Source organism: Chitinophaga filiformis, assembly GCF_900102545.1.
In the GTDB taxonomy this organism is placed as follows: domain Bacteria; phylum Bacteroidota; class Bacteroidia; order Chitinophagales; family Chitinophagaceae; genus Chitinophaga; species Chitinophaga filiformis.
The window spans coordinates 96,758-123,585 of the sequence record NZ_FNBN01000009.1; the positions used below are offsets into that span (position 1 = coordinate 96,758).

A 26,828-nucleotide genomic window follows, 5' to 3' on the forward strand; every position below is an offset into this window, starting at 1 on the left:
AAAAAGCGCCACTGCTGTATGAACGGCAGTGGCGCATAGAATGACGGAAAAAAGTAAGTTATTTTTCGTTGACGCTGACACTCAGGTTATCTCCTTTGCCCGTGATGGTAGCCTCATCGGCTTTGCCAAGTGCGTCGGCATATTTCTTTAACACATCGTTAGACTGTTGCACACCGTTAATGGTAAGGATACCGTCCTTTTTTTCGATGGTGAATCCTTCTTCCACATCTATGAGTTTATCTTCGGCCATTCTCTTAACCATATTTTTGTATTTATCTGATATCTTCTTGTCAACGATTACATGCTTATCAGAGGCCGTGATCTCTTTTCTGACATTTTTCTGAGCTTCTTTAATTTCCTGCTTTGCTTTTTCTATTTCCTTCCTGGCATTTTCCATCGCCTCTTTATACTCTTTACTGTCCATGGCACCTCTGGCTTCCGCCATGCTCTTTTTGATGATGTCATCAATATTGATGTTGGCCATAGCAGCTTTAGCGCTTTCCATACCAATGCGTATACTTTCTTCAATCATCTTTGGATCTACCAGCGTATCAGGCATGTTTTTCAGACTGGTTTTAACTTCATCGTTAATCTTTTTCCAGTCCACATTCTTCAGCGCAGTAGATACCTCTTCGTTGACCTTTTTCCAGTCAACGTTTTTCATAGCAGTGGAAACTTCTTCGTTGATCTTCTTCCAGTCGACATTCTTCATAGCATTGGAAACCTCGCTATTGATCTGGTTCCAGTCTATGTTTTTCATTGCCTCCTGGGCTGCGTCCAGGCCTTCTTTTGCAGCTTTCTCAGCGGCTTCTTTTTCGGCCCGGCGTTTATCATTTCCTGGTACAGTGTCCAGGAAATATTGCGCCATCCTGAGGGCGTGTGTAACAACCGGAGCTGCTATAGCAGGAGCGATGGGAGCATCGGCGACTTCTTCCTTTACAGCAGGTTTTTTATTCTCGCGCTGCTCGTCTTTATTGGAAGGATTGAGCCAAGCAATGGACACCAGTCCTACTGCAATGATCATGACAGCCAATAACTTTTGCGTATAATTAATATTTTTAGTTTTCATTTCCATGATGCGTTTGATGCGGTGAAATAAATGTTGTTTATTGTCTGCCGCCGCCATGGCCATAGCATTGACTGTTAACCGGTATTCTTCCAATGCTACCAGGGCTTTGGCGTAATGCAGCGGTTGCACCTGATTTGTAAGTACAAGATCGTCGCAACAGTGTTCCCTTTCAAGGCGGATGTTCTTTGATATCCACCACACGAAAGGATTAAAAAACAGGATGGTTTCTACAATGGATTGGAAAATATTCAGTAGATAATCATTGCGTTTGATGTGTGCCAGTTCATGCAACAGGATAGCTTCCAGCTGTTCTGCCGTCAGGTTGTTGAACATGGCTACGGGTAATAAAATGACTGGTTTGAGGAAGCCGATCATGACCGGCACCTGGATGTACTGTGATATCAACAGTTTCACCCGGCGTGGGATCTTCAGTTGGGCAGCAAGTTTCTGCAGGTGTTTTTCCCATGCGTCGTCAATAGGGAGCACCTGTTTCTTCTTTATCTGCTGTAACTGTAACAGGTCCACAGTCAGTTTGATGGTCATGACGGCAACCCCGGCCACATAAATGGCTACTAATACAGGGAACCACATTTCCAGGCCAGGCAACAGATCTGTAAGCTCTGCCTGGCTTTTATAGATGGCCGGAACGGTTACTGCAGCAGATGGCCGTATACCGGTTTCTATCATTAAATAAGCCGCCTGATGCACTCTTCTTACAGCTTCTACCTGTAAGTAAAGTGTCACGGAAAACCAGGTAAAAATGCCTGCCAGCGAAATGTAAGACAGGTTGTATTTTATACTGGAACTTGCCTGTGGCCAGAGCAGTAAAACGATCCGCAGACAGGCGAAGATGAAAAATGCCTGCCAGAATGAGTGCAGAAGGGCCCAGCCGAAAGCCTGGATCAGGTCTGCGGTGAAAGGAAGTTGTGCAATCATGATTGTACAGATTAACGCGTCTGAACGCGGTTTTACTTTTTCTGTTGCTGCTCTATCTCATTCAGATACTGTTTGATCTTATCCAGCTCTTCCTGTGAAGAACGATGATTACCCAGTGCCTGCAACACAAGCTGTGAGGCAGAGCCGTTAAACACCGTATCAATCATCTTATTGAGTAGTTGCTGCTGCGTACTTTCCTGGGAAATGGCAGCTTCGTACACATGTGTCTTGCTGCTGGTATCCCGCTTTAATAACCCTTTCTCATGCATGATCTGCATCAGCTTGAGGGTAGTAGTATAACCCGCGTCTTTGCTTTTCTCCAGTATTTCGTGCACATCCCTTACAGTACCGGAACCTTTCTCCCACAATATCCCAAGGATCTCCAGCTCACTTTCTGTCGGCTTGATGTTTTTGGCGGTACTCATTTTATTTTCCAATGATTATTGATCTACGAATATTTTCGTAACAAATGTACGATAGTTTTCGTAATTGCCAAATGTGAAGGAATAATTTTTTAGGGAAGGGTGGGGAACGGTGATTATCAGGGTTAAATGGGGCGCAAAAAAAACAGGCATGTCACCCCTCTGCATGAAATCGTTCAGCTAGATGGGCAACGATGCCTGTATCAATATGACTACTTAGAACTTACTGGCTTTGAGGCCAACATTAACGGACGGGCTACTTACATTTGCCGTCAGTAATACCTGTTTTATCAGAACTTACCGGCTTTGAGGCCAACATTAATAGATGGGCCGCCTAACTTTCCGTCAGTAATACCCGTTGTATTGGAACCGGCCACATAACGGTATGAAGCTCCTATATCCAGACGCAGGAATTTTGTAATGTTCAGCTCAACGTTGGCATATGGCTCTGCTACAAAGAAACCGTGGTTATCATACGTGTGGTCATTGTCAAATTCACCATCATCCCACCAGTTCTTGTTTCTCCGGCCTGCCGCACCACCACCAATCAATGTACCAGCTGTCCAGTGTATCAGTTTGTCTGAGTTATGGATGTACTCGAATACCAGACCAGTGTACCAAAGATTCAGGTATTCTTTCTGACCATTCGTATTCAGTGTCGGCATGTCCACATTGTTAACCAGTGAATAGGCACCCGCTCCGAGCATCACCTTGCCATTCAATAATACACCACCGTATCCACCAGTCAGCAATCCAAATTTACCATCAATGGGTGTAAATTTAGCTGCAGGCGCGCCATATGCTCCAATAGTTGTCTTTTTACCACTTTTAGAAGAAAATAATGTTTCGGTTGTGGCATGCTGTGCCCAGGCCTGCTGTGCAACTAGCACCAGCAGCGCTGATAAAATCTTTTTCATAAAAAATTGCTTGAAATTGTTTTGAGTGTAGCTGGCTAAAGCGTGTTCTTTAGCCAGCTTGATATTATAGTGAGAGATTAATATTATTCGATAACCCTTTCCTTACTGCTTACAGCAGAAGTACCGAACCAGCCTAACAGCTTTTGTTTTCCGCCTGTAGTTACATTGATGGCATTACATCTTACATTTTCCAATACCTTGGCAAAGAGACCGCCGGACTCGAGCTGATCGTCTACCTGTGTCAGGAAGAAATGACTCTGATAGGTGAGTGAACGCAATTTCACGATCACTTTTTCTCCTTTCTGGAATGGTTTGTCAAAGTCTGTCACCGCTTCCTGGATCGGCAATATAAATGCTGAACCGTCTTTCACACTCTGATCAAAATAACCATCAACAGAGAATTCATCGCCTACCTTATGCTGCAGATCGTTCCTGTAAGAACGCATCCAGTAATAATCCACTCCACCCTTGATATCTATGGCATGGAACTTCGCAACATATCCATCTTCTTCCACAAAACTTTCATCTTTCTTTTCATACTTGTAAGAGATGGAATCGATCGGTGTTATCCTTTTGATAGTATCTACTGCTTCAAACACCTCCGTGTTATACTCTATTCTCAATCTGTAAGCATGTCCGATTACACCAAGGGTTTCATTATCTCCAGGATCGTATGAATAAACCCCGTTGGCGAATGCGAAGAGATAGGATTTGTTTGCTGTCTCATCGATGAGCGTGATCCGTGCGTCGTCTATTACCGGAGCCGGCGCCTGATCGGTGTATGGCACTGATTTCGTGAACCTGATCTTTTGTACACCCGGTTCTGTCGTGATCCAGGCATCCAGTACCGGATAGGAAGTTCCTTTCTTTACGTTGATATCTATCGCATCTTCACAGGCAGTGAAAGCTGCCACCATCGCTATTAATATGCTAAATCTTATCTTTTTCATCTGTATTCTTTTTAAAGGATGGTTTAGAATTTGAAATTGTAGGTGATACCAGGAATGATAGAACCGATGATAGAAAGGCGAACGGCTTCTTTTTTGGATGGATCATCTTCATTCTGCCTGAAGTAGATGGTGTAGGCATTTCTGCGGCCATATACATTATACAGAGAGAATACCCATTCGCCTTTCCAGCGGCGCAGCTGTTTTCCTTTCAGCGTTAAGGACATGTCCAGACGATGGAAGGCTGGCAGCCTGTAGTTGTTGCGTTTATCGGTACTGTTGTATGGAATGTCCCAGTCCTGGAACTCCAGCCGGCTGTCGGCAAATGTACCCGGTGTACCGGAAGCGTAAACCCAGTTGGCGGAAAGAGAGGTACGCTTGCTCAGTTCATGTGTAACAACAAGGTTCAGGTTGTGTGTACGGTCGTAACGGTTCAGGAACCACTCATTCTGGCTGATGCCATTGGTCTGTCTTTCGGAACGGGATAGTGTATAACTTACCCATCCGGTAGTTCTACCCACATCTTTTCTGGCCATCAGTTCCAGCCCGTAAGAGCGGCTGTGTGACTGGAGCAGATCAGCTTCAATCTGCTGGTTCAGTTCCAGGTTTGCGTTGTCAATATAATCCAGCTGATGCTCCATCTTTTTGTAGAAAGCTTCTGCTGATATTTCAAAAATGTTAGACGGTGCATCGTATACATATCCTATGGTGTACTGATCAGCAACCTGTGGTTGTATATTGTTTGTGCTTGGCGTCCAGATGTCCAGTGGAGTAGGAGATGCGGTGTTGGACAATTGGTGCATATACTGTGTAGTACGTGCATAAGACGCCTTGATCGCATGATCCGGAGTAAGTGCATAGCGTGCTGTAATCCTTGGTTCCAGGTAGCTGTAAGCCTTGATCAGCTCATTTGCACCATACTCTCTGGTTCCAACCAGTGTTTTACGGATACCGGCAGTAGTATCATTATAGTAGTATGCAGTGCCTTTACCCAGGTATTGGTAGTTGGAGAACCTCACACCGTACTGGATGCCTAACTTATCGCTGGGCTTCCATTCATGATCCAGGTAAGCGGCTGCTTCCAGACCATGCTGCTGTGTAAGTTGCTTTACGCTTGTTTCGTCTCCTTCCACACCTGTACCGGTACCTGGTTTGAAGGTGTAGTAAATACCCTGCAGACCGAAGTGCAGACTGTTATGTGTATTGATGTAGAAAGTAAATGCAGGTTTCACACCGTAGTTGATGATGTTGGATGTCCAGTGGTAAGCCTGATTTTCTTCGTCTGCGCCTTTCTTACTTTCGTTGTTGAATTTGAGGCTATAATCATAGTTGCTGTAGAAAGTGGTCAGGTTCAGGAACGTACGGTTGGTAAATACGTGATTCCAACGTACAGTAGCTGTTTTATTACCCCAGTTCATATTGATCTGAGTACCGAAACCAAAGACATCCCTTCCAAGATAACCACTGGCAAACAGGGTATTGTTCTTGTTCAGTTTGAAGTTCACCTTACCGGTCAGATCGTAGAAATTCAGCTTGGTGTCCTTCATGTCTCCTTTCAGGAAAGGCTTCATCAGGATGTCGATGTAAGAACGGCGGGCAGCCAGGATGAAAGAGGATTCATCTTTTTTGATCGGTCCTTCCAGGGACAGCCTGCTGAATACATTGCTTATACCGCCATTTACGTTGAAATTCTGGTTGTTTCCATCCTTCATGCGTATATCCAGTACAGAGGAAGTACGACCGCCGTATTCGGCCGGAAAACCGCCTTTAAGGAGATTGATACTTTTCACCGCATCCGGGTTGAACACAGAGAAGAAACCCATCATATGCGTAGAGTTATAAACAGGGGCCTCGTCCAGCAGGATGAGGTTCTCATCTGCCGCACCACCACGCACGTTGAAACCGTTCGCGCCTTCACCCACTGTATTCACACCGGGAAGGGTCTGGATAGAGCGGAGTACATCCACTTCACCCATGAATGTGGGCATTTTCTTCATCTGAGCTATATCCAGCCTGTTAAGACTTGTAGTAAGTGTATTCACCGCTTTTTCCTGTTTATTGCCGGTTACGGTTACAGTACTTAACTGGCTGCTGGACTTCTCCATTTTAACATCCAGGTTCTTGTTGGACTTCAGTGACACACTCATTTTAATGGGTGCATAACCAATGTAGGAGAACTGGATCTCATGATCGCCCGCAGGTAGGGTGAGAGAGTAAAAGCCATATTCGTTGGTCACTGTGCCCATACTGGTTCCCGCTTTTGATACGGATATTCCGATCAGGCTTTCTCCATTCTGCTGGTCTTTTACATAACCGCTTACAGTGTATTTCTGTTGTGCGCAGGCATGACGAGCTTGCATAAGCAGCAGGCATACGCCAAGCAGCATAAGTAATTTTGTCTTCATATAAGGTTAAGGTTCTTGTATTTTTTAATTGCGGATAGCTGGCCTTGCTATAACATGTTTTATTTACGCATATATGACGTGGGGAGAAGGGGGTACCCCTATAAGGCTATAGGGGATTTTTTTTGAACTGGATAATTTAGTCCGGATATCTAGTCAAGTCTTTCGCATTGATAGCCCATGCGGCGGATAAAAAGTATAATATCGTTTTCAACTACAGTAGTGGGGCCGGCCACAATACGCATCACTTTATCACAGTCCTCAATATCGATACTACAATTAGTAATGTTAAAGTGTTGCTGTATTGCTTCTATGACATCCTTCTTATCCTGATGGGTGCATATATTTGTACGGAATATTCCAATCTCCATAACTATGATATTAAATATTTAGGAATATTTTTGTGCAAAATTGATGCTCTTCATCCGGATAGCTGTTACATAAAAGGGATTAAAATTTATATTTAAAGGATTTTTATGGATATCCAGATTAAAAATGATGCAAGTGAACTGATATTCAGTGAGCAGATGGAATTTCCGATGCCGAAGTTCCTGTCTCCTTCCCTGATTGAGGAAAAACAGCATTTCAACTATCATTTTGCAGATGCCAATTTTCAGGAGATCTATTTTGACGGATACCATATCGCTATAGGAGATGTCCATGTATATGAGAATCTGCACATCTATACTACAGAGCATATCCCGACAATATCGCTGATCTTCATGCTGAACGGCCAGTTTGTGGCAGGTCCGGATATGGTTACCGGCAATTTTGGCAAACGGCGTTATCAATCCCTTGAGCACAATCTTTTCTTTAATCCCAGTCCGGCAGAAAACATCGATGTAGACAAACAGCGCGGCTTTGAACTGATGGCGCTCGCCTTTTCTACCGAACGTTTCCTCGACATCGCGGCAAATGGGGGCCGCGTACTCGATAATCTGGCCAATGAAGTAGCAGGAGGCAAGGGCGCTTACCTTAACAAAAAACTCAATCCACCCATTACCACCCGTATGCTGATGGTACTGGAAGAGATCCGCCAGTGCCAGTTCACCGGAGGTGTAAAAAAATTGTTCCTGCAGTCCAAAGCGCTGGAACTCCTGGCGCTCCAATGTGAACAATATGAGCGGGTAGAGCATGTGCGGACTGATTCCTTTACAATATCCCCTGCCGATAAAGAAAAGATCCACTATGCGAAGGACCTCTTACTAAAAAATATGGAAAACCCGCCTTCACTGGCAGAGTTGTCAAGACAGGCAGGGTTGAATGAATTCAAATTAAAGAATGGCTTCCGCCAGGTTTTTGACAATACGGTATTTGGCTATCTCAATGATCACCGGATGGATTATGCCAGGAAGATGATCGCCACCCGGGAGTTTTCGCTGACTGAGATTGCTGAGCAACTGGGTTTCTCCTCTATACAGCACTTCAGTATTGCCTTCAAGAAGAAATTTGGTGTTAGTCCAAGTAAGCTTAAATAGGCAAGGGCGAGTTTCTTTCATCTGGCCGAAAATTGTCCCCATAAGCCTATGAGGCCATGGCTATAGCTTGCATATACTTATTCTTTAGCCAGCTATAGTGTTTTTCTATTATAAGCTGATAGTTATGCACCGTGAGCAAGACGGTCGGCGCTTAATCGCCGTCAGCCCACATTCGCAAAAAAACACCCCCAACCGCCCTCCAAAGCTTAATAGTAAGAATCTTCAAAGAACCTAGCTAATGCCCCCACCGTGAGCAAGACGATCGGCGAAATAATCACCGTCAGTCCAAAACAAAACCGAATAAAACAAAAAAGGTGCATTCCAGATAGAATGCACCTTTTATATAAAGTAATCTAATCGGTCAATTATTCGCCGGCGCTACAGCCCGCACCTTCACCTGCGCCACCTGCTCAGTAGCCGGCGCCTTTTTCCCTGCAACCGCGCCTGTATGATGTATCCCCGCCAAAGTCGGCGCTATCACCAATGACACAATCGACATCAGTTTAATCAGGATATTCATAGAAGGACCAGAAGTATCCTTAAATGGATCCCCTACAGTATCACCGGTAACAGAAGCCTTATGCGGCTCTGATTTCTTATAATAAATCTGTCCCTTGATCTCCACGCCCTTCTCAAAAGACTTCTTCGCATTATCCCACGCACCACCAGCATTATTCTGGAACATTCCCATCAACACGCCCGCCACAGTTGCTCCCGCCAGGAAGCCACCCAGCACCTCAGGCCCAAAGATGAAACCCACCACTAAAGGCGTCAGAATAGCAATTGCACCCGGCAACATCATTTTCTTGATGGAAGCCTGTGTGGAGATCGCCACGCATTTATCATACTCAGGTTTACCTGTACCTTCCATGATACCTGGAATTTCCTTAAACTGGCGGCGTACTTCCTCTACCATGGCCATAGCCGCTTCACCTACCGCTCTGATAGCGAGAGAGGAGAATATGAAAGGAATCATGGCGCCTATGAACAGGCCTGCCAGTACATCAGCTTTATAAATGTCAATACCATCAATACCCGCTACACCTACAAAGGCTGCAAAGAGCGCCAGCGCTGTCAAAGCTGCGGAGGCAATCGCGAAACCCTTTCCGGTAGCGGCAGTGGTATTACCTACAGCATCCAGGATATCGGTTTTTTCACGCACTTCTTTTGGCAGTTCACTCATTTCTGCAATACCACCGGCATTGTCAGCGATAGGACCGAAAGCGTCGATCGCCAGCTGCATAGCGGTGGTGGCCATCATACCTGCGGCTGCAATCGCCACGCCGTAGAGACCTGCACAGGCGAATGAACCATATATACCTGCTGCCAGTACGATGATAGGGAGCAGGGTAGACTCCATACCTATCGCCAGACCGGCAATTACGTTAGTAGCATGGCCGGTGGAAGACTGACGGATGATCGACAACACCGGACGTTTGCCCATAGCTGTATAATACTCTGTGATAAGGCTCATTAATGTACCTACTGCCAGACCTACGAAGATGGCGCCTACCACGCCGTTCTGGGTGATGGCTTTGGTGCCGGCTTTGAGCTCACTGGTGCCTGGCACGAAGTCACGTTTCAGATAGATGGCTTCTCCTGGCAGGATATAATATACCAGGGCTGCGCTCGCGATAGCAGAAAGGACGATAGAGCCCCAGTTACCCATGTTCAGGGCTTTTTGTACCGAGCCTGTATTTAAACCTACGCTATCGGATATTCTTACGAAGAAAGTAGCGATGATAGAGAAAACAATACCCAGGCCCGCGATGAGCATAGGTAATATGATAGGGGCAACGCCACCGAATTTGTCATTGGAAATAATTTCACTGCCCAGTACCATGGTGGCCAGTACAGTGGCTACATAAGATCCGAAGAGGTCAGCACCCATTCCAGCTACGTCGCCTACGTTGTCGCCCACATTATCAGCGATGGTAGCGGGGTTGCGGGGATCATCCTCAGGGATGCCTGCTTCTACTTTACCCACCAGGTCAGCACCTACGTCGGCGGCCTTGGTATAGATACCACCGCCTACACGGGCAAAGAGAGCGATGCTTTCCGCACCGAGGGAGAAACCTGTCAGTACCTCGATGGTGCGGATCATTTCTTCGGTATTGGCATTAGCGCCAAAATATGATTTCAGTATGATGAATAGTGAGCCGAGACCCAATACGGCCAGCCCGGCTACCCCCATTCCCATTACGGAACCTCCTGTAAAGGATACCTTTAATGCGCTGGAAAGACTGGTACGCGCTGCGTGTGCAGTACGTACGTTAGCTTTGGTTGCGATCTTCATGCCTATGAAGCCTGCGGTGGCAGAAAACAGGGCTCCGATAATAAAGGCCACGGCGATAGTCCAGTCGGAGTTATGGTTTGTTGCTCCCATATAGCCCAGCAACAGCGCGGCTATTACCACAAAATAGGCAAGGATCTTATATTCAGCTTTGAGAAACGCCATTGCCCCTTCAGCAATATGTGCGGCTATTTCTTTCATCTTTTCATTGCCGGCCTCCTGGCGGGATACCCAGGAACTCCGGATAGCGGTAAATAACAAAGCTAGTAATCCAAAACATGGAACGAGGTAAACGATATTCATATACGTGATTTTAACAATTCTATAAATATAACCTTTTATGGTTTATAAAAGGAGGGGTTTTACTGACATGATGTGGGTAAAAAAAGGTCAGCAGGGTTTTAGTTTATGCAACTCCAGGAAGGTCTTACCGAGGAACTCAACAATATCTTCCGCTATCATGGCTTCTTCTGAGTGGGCTGCTGCGGCATGGTCGCCGGCAAGGCCGTGCAGGTAAACGCCGAGTAGCATGGTCTCCTGCGGACTATACCCCTGGGCCAATAAAGAGGTGAGTATACCGGTCAATACATCCCCGCTGCCACCTGTGGCCATACCGGGATTGCCCGTGGCATTGAACCAGATGGAGCCATCGGGGAATGCCATGGCCGTATAACGACCCTTCAGCAGGATATTCAGTTGTCTTTCAACGGCATGCTGAGATAATACTTTCAGCCTTTCCATATCATTGGCTGTTGTTCCGAAAAGGCGTTCAAATTCCTTCGGATGCGGTGTCAATAAAGATCCCGCCGGCACTTTCTTCAGCAGGGCAGGAGAGGAGGCGAGGATATTCAGTGCATCAGCATCTATAACCATAGGCTGGTGATAATGTTCCAGCAGCTTTTCAAATGCCCAGGAAGTACCTGCCGCAGTGCCCAGCCCCGGGCCTATACCTATGACTTTATATTTAGCCGCTGCTTCAGGCGTGAGCACATGATTATGAAAGCCGGAACTGTGGTCCTGCTGTTCGTCAATGAAACACATCGCTCCCGGCGCTGAAATCTGCATGATCTGATATCCGCATTTGGGAATATGACAGGACAGCAGTCCTACGCCTGCCCGCAGACAGGCTTTGGCGCTTAATACGGCCGCGCCGATCTTGCCTTCGCTGCCGGCTATCAGCAGGGCATGTCCAAATGTGCCTTTATGGGAAAATGGTTTACGCGGCCGGTAAATGCTGCGTACCTGGAAAGCGTCCGTTATATTGAAACGGGAAGGGGTTTGCGCAATATAATCCGGTGACAGATCTATGGAAAGAATGCATATTTCCCCCACAAATGCTGCGTTTTCAGGCAGGAGAAAGGCCAGTTTATAGAACTCAAAACTAAGCGTCTGATCTGCCTTTATAACGGGTGTATTTACAGAAGAAGCATCCGCCTGTAATCCTGAAGGCATGTCGATGGCTACAATGTCGTGCTGCGGTTTCAGATCATTGAGTTGCTCAATGATACCGGCTATCCAGCCTTCCACCGGACGACTCAGACCTGTGCCGAGGATCGCATCTACGATCAGGGCATTCCTGTCTAACTGGGGCAGGAGGCCATTGTCAGGAATATCATGTATTGCGGCGTGGTATTGTTGTTGCAATGCCTCCCGGTTAGCAGTATGATCATCAGAAGCTTTAGTACTATGGTGGAGGATGTAGGCCACTGCATTGTACCCCCTGTTACGCAACAGCCGGGTAATGGCGAGTCCGTCACCTCCGTTGTTGCCCATTCCGCAGAATATATAGACCGGTGTATCCTCGTTATAATGACGGCAGATCCACGCCGTACAGGCAATGGCTGCCTTTTCCATCAGGGCTAGGCTGCTGATGGGTGTATGCCTTATTGTATAGGCATCTGCGTCGCGTATTTGCTGGGCTGTAAATATTTTCATAGTCAGTATCCGCCAGGGGCATAGCTTATAAATATAAGCAAAAAAAAACGACCATGTCCCGTAAGGCATGATCGCTTTTCAATATTTTGGTCCCTGCTTAGAAGGTATATCTTACAGAAGCACCACCGATCTCTTCTCCGATGAAGTTGGTCTCGCCGGTGAAGTGGAAGAAAGGTTTCAGGTCGCCGCTTACCACTAAAGGAATTTTTTTGAATTTATATTCCAGACCTACGATACCATCCATACCCGGAGTAACATAGGTACCCTTACCATGTCTGTAATAACGGTCAGGATCATAGTCATAACGGTCATAAATACCCAGGTGTACACCACCACCGAAATACAGGCGGAATTCTGGTTTAGGGAATGGAGCGATGTGATATTCATACAGGGCTGTGAAGGTTACGTTCCGCCTGTTGCTCACGTTTGTGGTGATCAAACCTTCTATTGCATGAGGTCCTGCAATGAAGTGCTTGATGGTACCACCTACCAGCCAGGGATTTACGCGTATACCTACAGCCGTTTCATAGTTGGATGATGCGCTTGCACCACGTCTTTGTGCATTTGCCTGTACTGCCATCATTGCACACAGGCTAAATAATAACACAAGTTGTTTCATATTTGTTACTGTTTAGAAATTGCGTTTTAGGTTTTTCTATGCTGTTATCTTCCAAAGGTGTACCGAACGGATACTGCGAAATCCGTCAGGTCGGAAGAGGTATTGAAGTGGATTGCCGGTTTCCAGTCAAGACTTAGGTTCAGTGGCAATGTTGGAAATGTATAATCAATCCCCCCGATGCCATCTATGCCAGCTATAAATTTCACATTCCCATCTGTGTCTCGTGTTCCCATGTGTGCCCCGCCTCCGATAAACCATGCAAAACCTTCAGTTGTAAGTGCTGAAAGGTCGAAATGCCGTTCATAGAGGCCAGTCACGGTAAAGGTCCCGGAGTATACGCCGGCAATACCTTCGACGGCATTCGCATCGTCAAAGAAATAACGTACGGTGCCACCCAACGGTAGGCCAAGGCGTAGTCCCACTTGTGCATTACTCTTTGTCTGGGCATTCACTATCTGAATACCAACTCCAAGTAGCAGGGCTATGAATATGAAAAGGCGCTTTTTCATGTTATTGCAATGCAATGGCAATAACGATGCCAAGATACAGATTATTATTTTTTGTATTGTAAATAACTGGTCATTTTGCTATCCTTAAATAGCAGTAACCTACGATACCGGCAAGCAGAGATGCAGCAATGACGGCTATTTTGGAGATAATCTGCCATTCCACCTGTGTATACGCCAGGGTTGAAATAAATATTGACATCGTAAAACCAATACCGGCAATCATCCCTATACCGATCAATTGCCCCCAGCTAGCCTGGTCTGGTAAGGCAGCCAGTTTAAGCCGTACTGCGATATAAGAGAAAAGAAAGATCCCCAGTGGCTTGCCGATCACCAATCCGGCAATTATACCATAACTAATACTACTGTTGAAAGTATGAAGCATATCCGGCGGAAAAACAATAGCCGTATTCGATAGTGCAAAAATGGGCATAATCACAAAATTGACAGGATCATGCAACTGGTGGATCAGCCGGGAGACTTTAGATAGTGGTATACAGGCTGCCAGGAGCACACCCGCAATGGTGGCATGGATACCGGAATTGTAAATACAATACCAGAGTATAATGCCCGGAATAAAATAACACCATAGCTGGCGTACCTTACAGCGATTCAGGATAATCAACAGGATAAGTATAACACCGGCAGCCAGCAGGTAACCCACTTGTATACTGGCAGTATAGAAAACTGCGATGGTAAGGATAGCACCCAGATCATCAATGATGGCGAGTGCCGTCAGGAAGATCTTCAGTGAAAGTGGCACCCTGTTTCCTAACAGGGAAAGGATCCCCAGTGAAAATGCGATATCCGTAGCCATCGGAATACCCCAGCCATTGGCGAATGGAGTACCACCATTAAATATTGTGAAGATCAGGGCAGGGCAGACCATACCGCCGAGAGCAGCGAGTATAGGCAACACTGACTGGCGGATGGAAGACAATTCCCCGATAGTCACTTCCCTTTTGATCTCCATCCCTACGAGGAAAAAGAAAGGAACCATCAGGCCATCATTGATCCAGTGAAGGATGGTATGTGGCAGATGCAGCTGTGGGATGGGGATATGCACAAGGGTATCCCAGCTGGCAATGTACGACTGCTGCCAGGCTGAATTAGCGAGTAAAAGTGAGATAGCCGTACAGATGATCAACACAATCCCTACTGCCCGGCTATCCTGTAAAAACTCGTAAATGGGTGATAATAATCGCTTTATCAAAACTCGTCTTCCGCTTTTGGTACCGGTTTTTCTTCTTCTTTTATTTTAGCCTCACTCACAGTGCCCATCAGCTCATATTTGCTTTTAGGTTTACGCCTGATATCCCAGTGGAAATTCTCCAGTTGCATCTGGTCCAGCGGGCGTTGTGTGAAAGGATACATCGTTCCTTCAGGATCCTTAATAAAGGAGATATGATGCAATTGCCCTTCTCTGAAATAGATATTGATGATACCACTCAGGGTCCTGTTCACACTGACATATGCCGAGTCGTCGTCCCGGACGTAATAAATACTTTCCGCATTTCCATCCACATGCATCCAATCAAGGGCCTGACCTAAAAAATAACCTGTGATCTGGTTGCCTTTGATCTGGTTGTACAACTGTGGATCAGACTCTTTTACCAGCAGGGCATTCTGATCAAGTAACAGCTTGTCTGCTTTCTGGTTTTTGGTATAGAGGAAGATAGTATCTCCACTAAGCTGCGTTTCATTGGCCCACAGTATCGGGTTCCGGTAAAAGCGGAAGATGGAATCCTTGCTGGAATAGTAGATACTGTCTGCTACTCCCTGCAGGGAATCGGAATAGATGCGCACATGATGCCATGCACGGATGTATCTGATCTCACTGGTATCTTTTGTTGCGCTGGTATCTGTTTCCATAGCCAGGGCAGGCGGTTGTGAACGTAGTGAATCCTTCGTTAATGCCAGTGCCTTTGATTTTAAACCTATCACTGCGGAATCTTTCGACAATACGATACTGTCTGGTTTCAACGCACGTGTGCTATCCCGCAGGATGGCCATTGCTTTGGCGGTGTCGCTGAGTATACCGACTGCTTTAGGTTTAAGTGTAATAAGCGCGGAATCCTTTGCCACCATCACCGGGACCAATTTGCCCGAATCGCCCGGCGCCAATGCATTCTTCAGTTTCTTAGCAAAGGCAGAAGTATCTGCCGGCATAACTTCCGTTGAATCCTGCAGCGGTTTTCGTAGTGAGTCGGGTACATTTGAAGTGCTGTCAACCGATATCGTACTGTCTGTCGAGGTACGGACAGGAGCTACGGTGAACGTATCCCTTTTCAGTACACCGGAGAACAGCGTATCTGCCGCCAGGTAAAGCGTATCCTTTTCCCGCTCCAGGATCATCAGCGGATGCTGGGTGGCAAGCACAGTCTTTTCAATCTGGTTCACCGTACCGTAGTTGGACAGAAGTGTCATATGCTGCGCAGTATCACGATAGATCATATTGCCGGTGGCATAGGCCAGTCCGGTACGCTTATCCATCTGGATATTATCGGCAGTAATGGTAGCAGTACTATCTTCAATAGTAGGCCTGCTGTCGAAATTACCCTGTCCTGTTTCGGTATTATATTCCCCGGAAGTAGCATACATGACCGTCTTCCCATCATTGATGGTAGTAGGGGCCACAATAGTGGCTATTTTGGACTGGGTATTATATAATAAAGTATCGGTGCTGAGTGTATATTCCGGATCTACCAGCAGTACATTGTAATTGAAATATACATCTTTGGTATCGGCATAATAATATCCTTCCTGGCTGGTCAGCACACTGCTGCCATTCACCAGTTTCCCGCCTTTTACATAAGTACCGATCCTGGCATTCATGTCATATTGCAGCTCAGGGCCGGTAAGAGTTACCTTGCCATCAGTCAGCCGGGCATTATCCCGCAGGGTAGCCATCCTGGTATTGCCTTCATAGTGAAGGTATTCTCCGTAGATGTGGATGCTGTCTGCCTGGTTAATGTGGATATGACCGTAAGCGTCCAGTATGTTAGATGCCCTGTTGATCAATGCACTATCGCAATAAAATAAGGTATTACCCTGGCGGAAAATGGCATTGCCAATGAACCGGTTCAGTTGAACACTGTCCTTGGTAAGTACATTCAGTTTATCTGACTGAATGATATGTATTACATTATTCGAGTCCCTTGCCGCGGGTTGTGTCTCCTGCGCGGTAGCCGGAAATAACCTGCCGAGAAAGAGCCCTGCCAGGATAAGCCCGCATTTTGCTAATTGCTGCATTTTCAAGATCATAGTGTCTTTGCGGTATCAGATGGTATGGGCTGTACTTTAGACTTTTTGCCAAACAGGGAGAAGTGTACGTAACGTTTTGGGTTTACGCGCAGGTCTTCCAGTAATTTATTCAGGCTGTTGAGCGAAGCTTGCAGGTTATTATATACTTTCTTGTCGTTCAGCATCAAGCCGATAGACCCATCCGTACTGTTTAATTTAGCAATTGTTTCGTTCAGGCGCGTTACCATTTGCTGCAGATCCAGCAACGTTTTATCGAGCTGGCCATTTGCCAGGGCGGCGGTTGTTTTTTCCGCATTGCCCAGGATGGCGTTAATCTTGTCGTTATTATTTTTCAGGTTGGCAGTCAGCGCCTCCAGGTTATCAAACGTAGCTTTTACATTCCCGTGCTGGGGATCCAGCATACTGTTCAGGGAAGCAGAAGTACGTGTGAAGTTGTTCATGGTGGTATTCAGATGAGCAACAGCCTCACGGAGATTTCCTTTGGTAGCAGGGTCGAAAATGGAATTTACGGTTAGGAGTACTGAATCAACAGTACCGAGTGTTCCTTCCAGTTTTTTTACCAATGGGCTCAGCTGTTCCTTAAGCGCATCGGTAATAGAGCCATCTACAGCGGCATAGATGGTATCGCCATCCTCAAGATAGGCATTAGCGTTACCAAAGTCAATCTGTACAGATTTAGTGCCTAAGAGATCGCTGGCTATGCGGGCTACAGAGTTCTGAGGAATATCCACTTTTTTGGTGATCCTTAGCTCAACCAGGATCCTGCCGGCATTCTTATCCATAATTTCCAGGTTGGATACGTTACCCACTACGAGGCCGTTCACCTGTACAGGGTTAGAGGGCTGAAGTCCATTTACCTGGCTATATACGGCATAAATTTTCTTTGTTTTTGAAAAAAGGCTTTTACCTTTTAACAAATTAAAACCCAAAATCAGCATAGCAATCGAGACGGCTGCCAGAACGCCTACTTTGGTTTCGTTTGATACTTTAAACATAGAATACGTTATACGTTGCTGCAAAAATAATCAAAAAAGGTTGCGGGCAATCATGCTCCTGCCCTCTGGGGCGAACACGGAATCCGTTGCCTGTTTTTTAACGGCAGACAAATATGCAGCTTTTCAGGAGAAAAAGTAAAGTAATAATATGTTAAAAGGAGATGGTGGGGTAGGGGTATGTATCGGGTTAATTATCCTTTGGGAGGCTCTTAGCGGCTGGCAATATTATCTGCGGATACGAGAGAAGCGTTCCAGAATCCTGCTTTTTTAGCTTTGGTCAATGCAGCATTGGCTTCTTTTTCAGTTTTGAAGTTGACCCAGATATATTTATTAAGGGATTTGCGGTTGATCACAACGGTTTCGCGGATGATAGTGCCGCGTAAGCCCTTGAAAATAGGCGCGCTACGTGTATATCTCTTGTCGGTGATCAGCAGTTGCACATCATATTTGAAACTGACCTTCGGGACGCTTGTTCGAGTAGGGGAGGGGGATTTAGCGGCTGCCAGCTGTACTTCTTCATCGTCCTGACCCATCAGCGTAGCTTTCCTGAAGCCAAGCTGCTTTGCCTGGCGCAAAGCAGCATTAGCTTCAGAACGGGACTTAAAACTGCCCCAGATGTATTTATATTTATTTACTTTCTTACTGTTCATCACGAGCTGTTCCTTCCGGATGGTGCCTCTCAGTTTATTGAAAATGGCGGCATTGCGGGTGTATTTTTTATCGCTGACCAGCAACTGCACATCATATTTATATGGATTTCCTGCTTCAGGCCTGGCTGATTTACCCGAAGAAGCCACCTGACGGTTGGCTGTTCTGGTAGTTGCCTGCGTTTTTGTATTTGCAGCAGGTTTCGTGTTTTTGCTCCTTGACTTAGGTGAATTATAGCTGATAGGAGTAGCGTCCATGGTCGGCTGCTCAGATGCAGGAGTGGCCTGGCGTTCTTCCGGAGTGCTGTAACGGCCCAGTTCCTCTTTATAACGTTTGATAGCTTTAAAGATACAGTTCGCAGCTTCCTGCTGTCCGGAGGCAGAGTTCAGGTAATCTTCCTCTTCAGGATTGCTGATGAAGCCCAGTTCCACCAGTACGCTCGGCATAGCGGTGGCCTGGAGTACCCAGATACCTTTTTCATCACGCTGGCGGGCGCCGCGACTGATACGACCCACACTGGAGAATTCATCTTCAATGAGTGTTGACAGGCGGAGGCTCTGGTCAAAGTAGGCGTTGCGGAGGGTATTTAATAATATAAAGGTTTCAGGATCAGACATGTCCAGTACGGAATTGGCGTCTTCGGAATTGGCATCCAGCATGATCACGGAGGAGCTTTCTTTCAGCGATTCCGTTTTGGCATTGTTCTTTCCGGTAGCCCATACATAGGTTTCGGTACCCTGGGCGGTACTGGGAGAGGTGGCATAGATAGCCCTTTTCACGGGCACCTTACGCTTACCTTTTTTAACGTATACGGTTTTGTAACCAGTCACCCGACGGGTCGGACCCGCTGAGTTACAGTGAATTGAAATAAAAAGATCTCCTTTTTCCCTGTTAGCGATAATAGCTCTCTCATTCAGATCGGCACGAAGGGTGGAACCCAGGGCATTCCTGGTTTTACGCGTATATACTACACGTACGTCCTTCATATTTGCTTCAATCAGCTTTCCAAGCTGTAGCGCCACATCCAGTACAACTCCTTCTTCGGTGGAATACTTGCCCCGGGCTCCCGGAGTCTGGGCGCTATGGCCAGGATCGATGATGATAGTTCTGAGGGGCGGATTTTGCTTTTTTCCAATGACAGTTCGGTTCGTTGCATAAAGAAGGATCGTCCCTAAAAAGATGGCACATCCCAAAAAGATCCAAAATCGGTTCCAGCGCATGACTCAGTTTTTATTATATTTTAGTGGGCGTTAGTAGTATGTTAAATTGTTTAAAGATCGCAGCGTCCGCTTTGACCATTAAGATGTCGTTCGTATTTTGGCCCTGATAAATGACCGTATGCTTGTTTGGCCTGGCACTCATTTTCGTTTTACAATTGATAATAATTTGTCTAAAAACATGTAGGTTTGTGCCCGCTTAACACATGCACCTGAATCACAAAAATAATTATAAAAAGTTTTTGCGACAGATATACCTGGTTTTTGCCGGTATATTAATTGTCATTCCCTTCATAATAACAGCTGTCGCAACTCCTGCGCCAGATGCCTATGAGAGTTTTAACAAAAGTTTCACAGATGGCGTGCCCAAAGATACGGTGCCCGTTTCCAGAACTGATACTTCCTCCCGGGGAAAAGATACAACATTAAGGCCAGTTATAACGCCAGCCGAAGAGGTAACTGACAGCGTTCCGGTATCGACTGATTATACCGGTACTGACAGTATGTTTGTCCCTAAACTCTCCAAAGACAGCCTGGATGCGCCTATCACGTATAAAGCTAAGGATTCGATCGTTCTGGTAGTGCCGGATAAACGTTTTTATTTTTATGGTACTGCCAATACCAAGTATAAGAAAACGAGCCTGTCTGCAGAACGTATGAACTATACCCAGTCTACGGGCATCATGGAAGCCACCACCGCGCTGGATACTGCCGGTAAGCCCTATGGCCGTCCGCAGCTGGATGATAACGGTCAGGCCTTCGATTCTGATACACTCAGATATAATATTACCACACAGCGGGCAAAAATCTACAATACCCGTTCCCAATATGGGGAAGGCTTTGTGGCCAGTGAGCAGACGAAACGTGAGCCAGACAACAGCATCTTCGGTTTCAGGAATGGATATACTACCTGTAACCTGGATACTCCTCACTTCCAGTTCAGGGCCAGAAAGATCAAGGTGATACCGGATAAACTGGTGATCTCCGGTCCGGCCAACCTCGAGATTGAAGGCGTACCTACACCCTTATTTATACCGTTTGCCATCTTCCCTATCACCCACGGACAACAGTCTGGTATCCTGGTGCCTGGCTATGTAGTGAATGCACAGAAGGGTATGGGTCTGGAAAATGGTGGTTATTATATCGGTCTGGGCGACAATTTCGACCTGACCATGCGTGGTGATATCTACTCTTACGGTAGCTGGTCCATCACAGCCAGTCCTACCTACCGGAAACGCTACCATTATAATGGCGGTATGACGCTGAGTTTCGCCAATACCCGTTTCGGCGACCCGTCTGTTAAAAGTGAGTTTAGCCGCTCACGTGACTTCCGTGTTACCTGGAACCATAGTATGGACAGTAAGGCGCGTCCCGGTGTTACCTTCGGGGCCAGCGTAAACTTCGGTACGTCCAGCTATAATACTTTCAACGTGTATGATTACGCGTCCCGCGTTAATAATAACTTAGGATCGTCTATCAGTTTCTCGAAGACCTGGCAGGGAAAACCGTTCAACTTTACCTCCAGCCTTACCCATTCACAGAACCTGACCACGCGCGACGTTAATATATCATTCCCGTCGGCCACCTTTACTATGAATACCATCTATCCTTTCCAGCCAAAAGAAGTGGTAGGCAAGGCCAAATGGTATCATAAACTGGGGATAGGTTATAATGCCACACTGCAAAACAGTGTGACCTTTAAAGATTCTTTGTTTGGTAAGTCACAGATGTTTGACGCCTTACAGTCCGGTATGAAGCATGCCATTCCTATTTCCTTCTCCATACCGGTATTTAAGAATTTTACCTTTTCTCCGTCGATAAGTTATTCTGAATACTGGTTTACCAAGAAGACAATAAGGACATTTAACCGCGATAAGCGCTATAGTTTAGATTCATTAGGACGCATAGATACCTCCTACCAGTCAGGCTTCTTTACCGCCAGACAGGCCAGCGCCGGCGTATCATTGTCCACCGCCCTGTATGGTATGTACCAGTTTGGCAAGAATTCAAAGATCAAAGCTATCAGGCACGTAATGAGGCCAACCATCAGCGCCAGCCTTGCGCCCGATCTTGCGAAGAACGCTTATTATGATCTTTATTATACCAGGGATAGCCAGAAAGTAAGGCAGTCGTATTTCACCAGTTCCTCCGTTGGAGTGCCTTCGGAAGGAAGGTCCGGATCTATTTCCTTCGGAATAGATAACAACCTGGAAATGAAGGTATTCTCGAAAAAGGATACCTCTGCCAATAAAGAAAAAAAGATCAAGCTGCTGGATGGTTTTGGTATCAATGGCTCGTATAACTTCCTGGCAGACAGCTTCCAGTTGTCCAATTTTAATATTTATGCCCGTACAAACCTCTTCGATAAACTGAATATCACAGCTGGTGGTACTATTGATCCTTATGTAGTAAATGCCAGGGGAAACAGGATAGAGAAGTATGTATGGCAGGATGGCAAATTCAGTATTGGTCGTCTTACCAGTGCCAACATTGCATTGAGCACCTCTTTCCAGTCGTCCGACAAGAAAAGCAAACAGAAGGAACAGGAAATCCAGAATCTTGAGAATGAGCAGAGCAACGATGCTGCCTTCCAGGCGCAACAGCGTCAGCTGCAGGCCATCAGAAAGAATCCGGGTGAATATGTGGATTTTGATATTCCGTGGAAACTGGACCTCTCCTATAGCTTAACCTATAGTAAATCTATCATTCCCGATTCAGGAGGGGTGGTAAAGAGCATTAACCAGTATCTCGCATTTAATGGAGACTTCAGCCTGACGCCTAAATGGAAGATAGGGGTGAACAGTGGTTATAACTTTATTGACAATAAGCTGGCATATACGAACGTGTATATTTCACGTGATCTCCACTGCTGGCAGATGTCTATCAACCTGATCCCGATCGGTACTTACCGTCAGTTCAGCATTACTATTAGTCCGAAATCAGGTATTCTGCGTGACCTCCGTCTCAACAGGTCGCGAACGTTCTACGATTTATAACATCATTTCCGTTTTCCCCCGGGTTATCGCCCGGGGGGATAAATTTATGCCTGGCGCGGATTGCCGGGAGCAGTCCGTATTGTTTCCGGGGGGAAACCGATTCGGTTACCCGGGGGTGAAACCCAATCCCGTTTCCACGGGGGAAACCCGATTCGGTCATCCGGGGATGAAATCGATCCGTTTTCCCGGGGTGAAACCGATTCGGTTACCCGTGGGTTGAAAACCGATTCCGTTTTCCCCGGGGTTGAAAACCCCGGGCTACAAACAATGGGACTCCTGCCGGAGTCCTATTACGTTTTGTTAATTACGTTTGCTGTAGGCATCCATGCCTTTAGTATGCCTTTTACATGCCTTTGATATGCCTTTGACATGCCTTTAAGTTGGACCTGTGACAATTTCCGGGTCGGATCTCCCGGGGCATAGATAGCGTGCGCCTATACCCGACCTATAGGTATAGCCTCCACCGAATCTCAAGGGAGGTTGACCGAATAAGCTTCGGCGGACCAGGTAAAACGGCTACCTGATACTTTTTTCACATGGCATTTTAAGCCTGAAATGAAGAGTGAAAATATTAACTGACTGTTTGTCAGTTTGTTATGTTTTTTAAGGTTCTTTTTTACTGAGAGAGCAAGGGACGAATAAGCGGCGAATAAGCGACGAATAAGCGACGGCAAAGTATCGAACAAGTATTAAAATAGTATCATAATTGCCATTCTTTCGGGCTTACCTGATGGCATCTGCTACCAGTTTTGTTCGATATGTTCCCACATCGTTTTAAACACCTTTTCTTTCAGTGATTCCGTATCTGCCAGTGTAAGTCCATCCGGATATATTGGAGGCAGAAAATGGACGTCTACGGCATGAGGAAGGGCATAAAAGACCTTGCCGGGAGGCAATATCTTACGGGTATTGAAAATAACGGCCGGAAGAATGGGTTTCCCCGTTTCAATCGACAGGGTAAAGGCGCCGTCATAAAAAGACTTGAGAGGCTGGTCTGTTTTATTACGGGTGCCTTCGGGGTATAACAACATATGTACTCCTTCCTGCAGCACCCTTTTCATTTCCAGCACACTTCCTTTACGGCTTTCCGGATCATGCCTGTCCACAAGCACGGAACCGACCTTATACATGATACCGAAGATGGGCGTTTTCTCCATCTCTTTTTTCGCCAGGCTTTTGCTTCCCGCAGGGATGGCATAGGTAGTAGCCGGGATATCTACCATTGAGTTGTGATTACAGACAATGATGTAAGTTTCTTTTGACTTGAAATATTCCGTGCCCTTTCTGCGCACAGGACAGAATATCAGTGGCATATATACGTGCATCCAGCCGCGGCCCAATGCCATAAAATAACGGATATTGCGGGGAGAAGGTAGGAGAGATACCAGCCACATAGGTAGCAGCATGATCAGCATAGTACAGATAAACAGGATCAATGCATAAGCAGCGTACAACCTGGCCAGGAGATTCTTAAGCCATTTCATAATCTGTAGTAGTTATTCTTTAGTCCCTTTTTTTCGTACATAAATATAGTTATAATCCGCTATATATCGCAGTCTTAATTTATGATTCTGATCACTCCCTGTAATAGTTCTGTATTCAGATAGAAATGTCAGGAATCAGCTCCGTTATACAGGCGGATCCATTTTTTATGCCTCACCGACCTTTGCATTTCTGAATTCAAGTGGTGTTGCGTTCGTGAATGCGTGTTCTTCTCCCTATCTATGGTGACCGTCTGTGTGTCTCCCGAATTCCAGGCAATGGTAAAATACTTTGTGTCTCTGTCGCGGCCATAGTATAGGCGGTCGAAGTTTTCTTCGTTTTTGAACAGCAGTAATGTGCCGCCGGATTTCGGATCTTTAAGTACTGGTTTCATGCAAATAGCTCAATGTAGCTATCGCAATTTACATTCATAATTAAGGATGGTCCTGCTTCCATATCTGTTGGTAATAGTTGCCCCAGTCGCGGATGTATTTGTAGTATTCGTACTCGGTTTCGAAGCTCTGCAACATCTCATAGGTAGGCCGGTATTGCACCATGAAACTATCCAGGACGGGCGATTGTAAACCTGTTAGTTTTTGGATCAGGGTCTTGTTAAAGCGGTAGTCTACGTATTTATCGTGCTCGATCGCTATGAGGTGTTCTCTGAATGCTTCCATTCTTTTGATCTTTCTCATGCTGAATAAGGCATCCAGGTTAACGCCCACACCACCGCCTGCAGAGGAAATATATTCCGGTGAATAGTCAAATACCTTGCGGTATTCCTCACGATTGGCGATAGAGTCTAACTGATAACTTCTCCTTTTTTCCTGTATCTCTACGGTAGGCAGTGTAGTGACATCCACATGCAGGCTCATATCAAATGCGCGGCCGAGGGGGGCCTCCTTTACAGGGATCTTCATAGTGGCTTTCCCCAGGTAAGAAAAACTGATAGAGTCGGTGAGTGGTAGTTTGATACTATAGCGGCCCAGGGAATCTGTAATAGTGCCGGCGCCGGAAGTGCTCATTACACTTACGCCCGATAGTCCATAACGGGCCGAACGTTCATATACCGTTCCGTAGACAGTACGGACCTGCGCTTTGGTTATCCCGGCCAGCAGGACCAATACGACAAACAGGGCTGTTTTCAGGAAGAGGTTATTATTGTTCATTTCGGGACCAATCTAAGACAGGAGTAATATATAAGCAAGAGCAGGGTAAATATTAACATTTCATTTTAGATGAACGGCCGCTTGAAAAGGACCAACGGGGCGTTAATGTTTCCTCCTGATACGACTGAGCGACTGTGGTGTAATGCCCAGGTAGGAGGCTATATCACCCAGTGGCACCCTCCTGGCTATGTCGGGCTGCCGTTCCAGGAATAAACGGTATCGCTCGCTGGAATCATATCCCAGATAGGCGTTACGGGTGTTTATTTTCTCCAGCAGCGTCTTTTGGATGGACTGGTCGATAGCCGTTTTCAGTGTCGGGTATTTGTTATACAATTCCATTAGCGCAGCCCTGTCTATATACAGCACTTCTGCATCACAGGCTGCCTGGATGGTCTCATGCGCTACCACCTGGTTGATGAAACTATTCAGGATAGTACAGAAACGGTTTTCGCTGATAAAGTAATGTGTTACTTCATGGCCGTTTTCATTTTGTACCAGTATCCGGAGTATGCCTTTACATACAAAGAATAGTTGCCGGCAGATATGATCTGACTGAAATAAAGTAGCCCCTTCTTTATACGTCCGGTGTTCAAATGCTTCCAGGATCGCAGCCTGGTCGCTTGCTGACAGTGATTTATCAAGTTGCAGATGATTGAGCAGCTGATTGTCCATGTAACAAATATCGGAATTGAAATCATTTTTTACCATTTGTTAAATAGACCCACATGTGGACTGTCGACCTTTGATCTCTCAAAACAAAGCATTATGGAAAGTCAACAAACAAACAAAACGGCGTTAACAGGAAAGAGAGTAATTGTATTGGGTGGTAGTTCCGGACTTGGACTGGCAACAGCCATCGCCGCCGCTGCGGAAGGCGCTAAGGTGGTTATTGTATCCGGTAATCAGCAGCGTATCAATGAAGCGTTGAACAGGCTGCCGGCAGGTAGCGAAGGCTATGCAGTAGATCTTTCTCATGAACAGAACATTCAATCTTTCTTCGAAAAGGCAGGAAGCTTTGATCACCTGGTATATACTGCTGGTGAAAACATTGTATTGAACACCATGAAAGACATCAACCTGGAACAGGCGCATACCTTCTTTAACCTGCGCTACTGGGGTGCTTTGGCGGCAGTGAAATATGGCGCGCCTCACATTAACAAAGGCGGTTCTATCAATCTTACCGGCGGTATTGCCAGTCCGCGGCCCAATACAGGATGGGGAATAGCTGCCAGTATCTGTGGCGCAATGGAAGGCTTTACCAGGGCGATGGCAGTAGAGCTGGCGCCTATCCGTGTGAACCAGGTATCTCCGGGTGTTATCAGAACAAACCTGTGGAATAGTATGTCGGCCGAAGACCGTGAAAACCTGTATACTTCAGTCGGAAATTCCCTGCTGGTAAAACGTGTAGGTGAAGCGGAGGATATTGCCCAGGCTTTCCTGTATATGATGAAACAACAGTTTGCCACAGGGCATATATTAACTGTTGACGGAGGCGCCGTACTGATCTGATCGCATGTAGCCATTTATTCTTCC

The 26,828-nt window shown here is 46.2% G+C and carries 21 protein-coding genes; 3 read left to right on the forward strand and 18 right to left on the reverse strand.

All coding sequences use genetic code 11. The annotated features are described in order from the left end of the window. Positions 1-58: 58 nt before the first annotated feature. The 6 genes from BLR32_RS27790 to BLR32_RS27815 all read right to left on the reverse strand — a co-directional run bounded on the left by BLR32_RS27790 (position 59) and on the right by BLR32_RS27815 (position 7,064). Positions 59-2,005: a M56 family metallopeptidase gene (locus BLR32_RS27790; protein WP_089836839.1), complete on the reverse strand. Its 1,947-nt coding sequence runs from the start codon at positions 2,003-2,005 to the stop codon at positions 59-61. A 32-nt stretch (positions 2,006-2,037) separates the two neighbouring features. Beyond that, the gene (locus BLR32_RS27795) at positions 2,038-2,430 is read right to left on the reverse strand and encodes a BlaI/MecI/CopY family transcriptional regulator (protein ID WP_089837250.1); all 393 of its coding nucleotides are present in this window, start codon (positions 2,428-2,430) and stop codon (positions 2,038-2,040) included. Positions 2,431-2,717: 287 nt separating this feature from the next. Continuing rightward, positions 2,718-3,344, reverse strand: coding sequence for a hypothetical protein (locus BLR32_RS27800; protein ID WP_089836841.1), 627 nt, complete (start codon positions 3,342-3,344; stop codon positions 2,718-2,720). A gap of 83 nt (positions 3,345-3,427) precedes the next feature. Then, on the reverse strand, positions 3,428-4,294 hold the full coding sequence (locus BLR32_RS27805; RefSeq protein ID WP_089836843.1) for a DUF4249 domain-containing protein: 867 nt from the start codon (positions 4,292-4,294) through the stop codon (positions 3,428-3,430). A 23-nt stretch (positions 4,295-4,317) separates the two neighbouring features. Then, entirely contained in the window at positions 4,318-6,696 is a 2,379-nt protein-coding gene (locus BLR32_RS27810; protein ID WP_089836845.1) for a TonB-dependent receptor, read from the reverse strand. 149 nt (positions 6,697-6,845) lie between these two features. Next, positions 6,846-7,064 (reverse strand): hypothetical protein, encoded by a 219-nt coding sequence (locus BLR32_RS27815; RefSeq protein WP_089836847.1) that lies wholly within the window; start codon positions 7,062-7,064, stop codon positions 6,846-6,848. A 105-nt stretch (positions 7,065-7,169) separates the two neighbouring features. Between BLR32_RS27815 and BLR32_RS27820 the strand changes: the two genes are divergently transcribed. Beyond that, entirely contained in the window at positions 7,170-8,171 is a 1,002-nt protein-coding gene (locus BLR32_RS27820) for a helix-turn-helix transcriptional regulator (RefSeq protein WP_089836849.1), read from the forward strand. Between the two features lie 361 nt (positions 8,172-8,532). Here BLR32_RS27820 and BLR32_RS27825 read toward each other — a convergent pair whose 3' ends face one another. The 8 genes from BLR32_RS27825 to BLR32_RS27860 all read right to left on the reverse strand — a co-directional run bounded on the left by BLR32_RS27825 (position 8,533) and on the right by BLR32_RS27860 (position 19,651). Beyond that, positions 8,533-10,767, reverse strand: coding sequence for a sodium-translocating pyrophosphatase (locus BLR32_RS27825; protein WP_089836851.1), 2,235 nt, complete (start codon positions 10,765-10,767; stop codon positions 8,533-8,535). Positions 10,768-10,854: 87 nt separating this feature from the next. Next, on the reverse strand, positions 10,855-12,399 hold the full coding sequence (locus BLR32_RS27830; RefSeq protein WP_089836853.1) for an NAD(P)H-hydrate dehydratase: 1,545 nt from the start codon (positions 12,397-12,399) through the stop codon (positions 10,855-10,857). A 97-nt stretch (positions 12,400-12,496) separates the two neighbouring features. Further along, positions 12,497-13,018, reverse strand: a complete 522-nt coding sequence (locus BLR32_RS27835; RefSeq protein ID WP_143011614.1) for a hypothetical protein — start codon at positions 13,016-13,018, stop codon at positions 12,497-12,499. A 44-nt stretch (positions 13,019-13,062) separates the two neighbouring features. Next, on the reverse strand, positions 13,063-13,527 hold the full coding sequence (locus tag BLR32_RS27840; RefSeq protein WP_089836857.1) for a hypothetical protein: 465 nt from the start codon (positions 13,525-13,527) through the stop codon (positions 13,063-13,065). Between the two features lie 70 nt (positions 13,528-13,597). Next, positions 13,598-14,737, reverse strand: a complete 1,140-nt coding sequence (gene nhaA, locus BLR32_RS27845; RefSeq protein ID WP_089836859.1) for a Na+/H+ antiporter NhaA — start codon at positions 14,735-14,737, stop codon at positions 13,598-13,600. After that, positions 14,734-16,776 (reverse strand): OstA-like protein, encoded by a 2,043-nt coding sequence (locus BLR32_RS27850; RefSeq protein ID WP_218124265.1) that lies wholly within the window; start codon positions 16,774-16,776, stop codon positions 14,734-14,736. Before BLR32_RS27850 ends, nhaA begins: the two co-directional genes overlap by 4 nt. An 8-nt stretch (positions 16,777-16,784) precedes the next feature. Continuing rightward, entirely contained in the window at positions 16,785-17,783 is a 999-nt protein-coding gene (locus tag BLR32_RS27855; protein WP_089836862.1) for an MlaD family protein, read from the reverse strand. A gap of 209 nt (positions 17,784-17,992) precedes the next feature. Beyond that, positions 17,993-19,651: an N-acetylmuramoyl-L-alanine amidase gene (locus BLR32_RS27860; protein ID WP_089836864.1), complete on the reverse strand. Its 1,659-nt coding sequence runs from the start codon at positions 19,649-19,651 to the stop codon at positions 17,993-17,995. Positions 19,652-19,890: 239 nt separating this feature from the next. On the opposite strand from BLR32_RS27860, the gene BLR32_RS27865 reads away from it, so the two are divergent. Beyond that, a complete protein-coding gene (locus BLR32_RS27865; RefSeq protein WP_143011615.1) occupies positions 19,891-22,644 on the forward strand; it encodes a putative LPS assembly protein LptD in 2,754 nt (917 codons plus the stop codon). A gap of 740 nt (positions 22,645-23,384) precedes the next feature. Here BLR32_RS27865 and BLR32_RS27870 read toward each other — a convergent pair. The 4 genes from BLR32_RS27870 to BLR32_RS27885 all read right to left on the reverse strand — a co-directional run bounded on the left by BLR32_RS27870 (position 23,385) and on the right by BLR32_RS27885 (position 25,967). Beyond that, entirely contained in the window at positions 23,385-24,128 is a 744-nt protein-coding gene (locus BLR32_RS27870) for a 1-acyl-sn-glycerol-3-phosphate acyltransferase (RefSeq protein ID WP_089836868.1), read from the reverse strand. 128 nt (positions 24,129-24,256) lie between these two features. Beyond that, positions 24,257-24,520: a hypothetical protein gene (locus tag BLR32_RS27875; protein WP_089836870.1), complete on the reverse strand. Its 264-nt coding sequence runs from the start codon at positions 24,518-24,520 to the stop codon at positions 24,257-24,259. Positions 24,521-24,560: 40 nt separating this feature from the next. Further along, positions 24,561-25,295: a peptidase associated/transthyretin-like domain-containing protein gene (locus BLR32_RS27880; protein ID WP_089836871.1), complete on the reverse strand. Its 735-nt coding sequence runs from the start codon at positions 25,293-25,295 to the stop codon at positions 24,561-24,563. A 102-nt stretch (positions 25,296-25,397) separates the two neighbouring features. Then, a complete protein-coding gene (locus BLR32_RS27885) occupies positions 25,398-25,967 on the reverse strand; it encodes a Crp/Fnr family transcriptional regulator (protein ID WP_089837251.1) in 570 nt (189 codons plus the stop codon). A gap of 93 nt (positions 25,968-26,060) precedes the next feature. Here BLR32_RS27885 and BLR32_RS27890 point away from each other — a divergent pair, with 93 nt between their 5' ends. Beyond that, the gene (locus tag BLR32_RS27890; protein ID WP_089836873.1) at positions 26,061-26,804 is read left to right on the forward strand and encodes an SDR family oxidoreductase; all 744 of its coding nucleotides are present in this window, start codon (positions 26,061-26,063) and stop codon (positions 26,802-26,804) included. Positions 26,805-26,828 lie beyond the last annotated feature (24 nt).

Excerpts from the sequence above, each read along its gene's own strand:
- BLR32_RS27825 (WP_089836851.1), bottom strand. The coding sequence starts at position 10,767 with ATGAATATCGTTTACCTCGTTCCATGTTTTGGATTACTAGCTTTGTTA.
- BLR32_RS27885 (WP_089837251.1), bottom strand. The coding sequence starts at position 25,967 with ATGGACAATCAGCTGCTCAATCATCTGCAACTTGATAAATCACTGTCA.
- BLR32_RS27830 (WP_089836853.1), bottom strand. The coding sequence starts at position 12,399 with ATGAAAATATTTACAGCCCAGCAAATACGCGACGCAGATGCCTATACA.
- BLR32_RS27800 (WP_089836841.1), bottom strand. The coding sequence starts at position 3,344 with ATGAAAAAGATTTTATCAGCGCTGCTGGTGCTAGTTGCACAGCAGGCC.
- BLR32_RS27795 (WP_089837250.1), bottom strand. The coding sequence starts at position 2,430 with ATGAGTACCGCCAAAAACATCAAGCCGACAGAAAGTGAGCTGGAGATC.
- BLR32_RS27855 (WP_089836862.1), bottom strand. The coding sequence starts at position 17,783 with ATGTTTAAAGTATCAAACGAAACCAAAGTAGGCGTTCTGGCAGCCGTC.
- BLR32_RS27820 (WP_089836849.1), top strand. The coding sequence starts at position 7,170 with ATGGATATCCAGATTAAAAATGATGCAAGTGAACTGATATTCAGTGAG.
- BLR32_RS27790 (WP_089836839.1), bottom strand. The coding sequence starts at position 2,005 with ATGATTGCACAACTTCCTTTCACCGCAGACCTGATCCAGGCTTTCGGC.
- BLR32_RS27840 (WP_089836857.1), bottom strand. The coding sequence starts at position 13,527 with ATGAAAAAGCGCCTTTTCATATTCATAGCCCTGCTACTTGGAGTTGGT.
- BLR32_RS27875 (WP_089836870.1), bottom strand. The coding sequence starts at position 24,520 with ATGAAACCAGTACTTAAAGATCCGAAATCCGGCGGCACATTACTGCTG.
- BLR32_RS27890 (WP_089836873.1), top strand. The coding sequence starts at position 26,061 with ATGGAAAGTCAACAAACAAACAAAACGGCGTTAACAGGAAAGAGAGTA.
- BLR32_RS27870 (WP_089836868.1), bottom strand. The coding sequence starts at position 24,128 with ATGAAATGGCTTAAGAATCTCCTGGCCAGGTTGTACGCTGCTTATGCA.
- BLR32_RS27810 (WP_089836845.1), bottom strand. The coding sequence starts at position 6,696 with ATGAAGACAAAATTACTTATGCTGCTTGGCGTATGCCTGCTGCTTATG.
- BLR32_RS27815 (WP_089836847.1), bottom strand. The coding sequence starts at position 7,064 with ATGGAGATTGGAATATTCCGTACAAATATATGCACCCATCAGGATAAG.
- BLR32_RS27835 (WP_143011614.1), bottom strand. The coding sequence starts at position 13,018 with ATGAAACAACTTGTGTTATTATTTAGCCTGTGTGCAATGATGGCAGTA.
- BLR32_RS27805 (WP_089836843.1), bottom strand. The coding sequence starts at position 4,294 with ATGAAAAAGATAAGATTTAGCATATTAATAGCGATGGTGGCAGCTTTC.
- BLR32_RS27880 (WP_089836871.1), bottom strand. The coding sequence starts at position 25,295 with ATGAACAATAATAACCTCTTCCTGAAAACAGCCCTGTTTGTCGTATTG.
- BLR32_RS27860 (WP_089836864.1), bottom strand. The coding sequence starts at position 19,651 with ATGCGCTGGAACCGATTTTGGATCTTTTTGGGATGTGCCATCTTTTTA.
- BLR32_RS27850 (WP_218124265.1), bottom strand. The coding sequence starts at position 16,776 with ATGCAGCAATTAGCAAAATGCGGGCTTATCCTGGCAGGGCTCTTTCTC.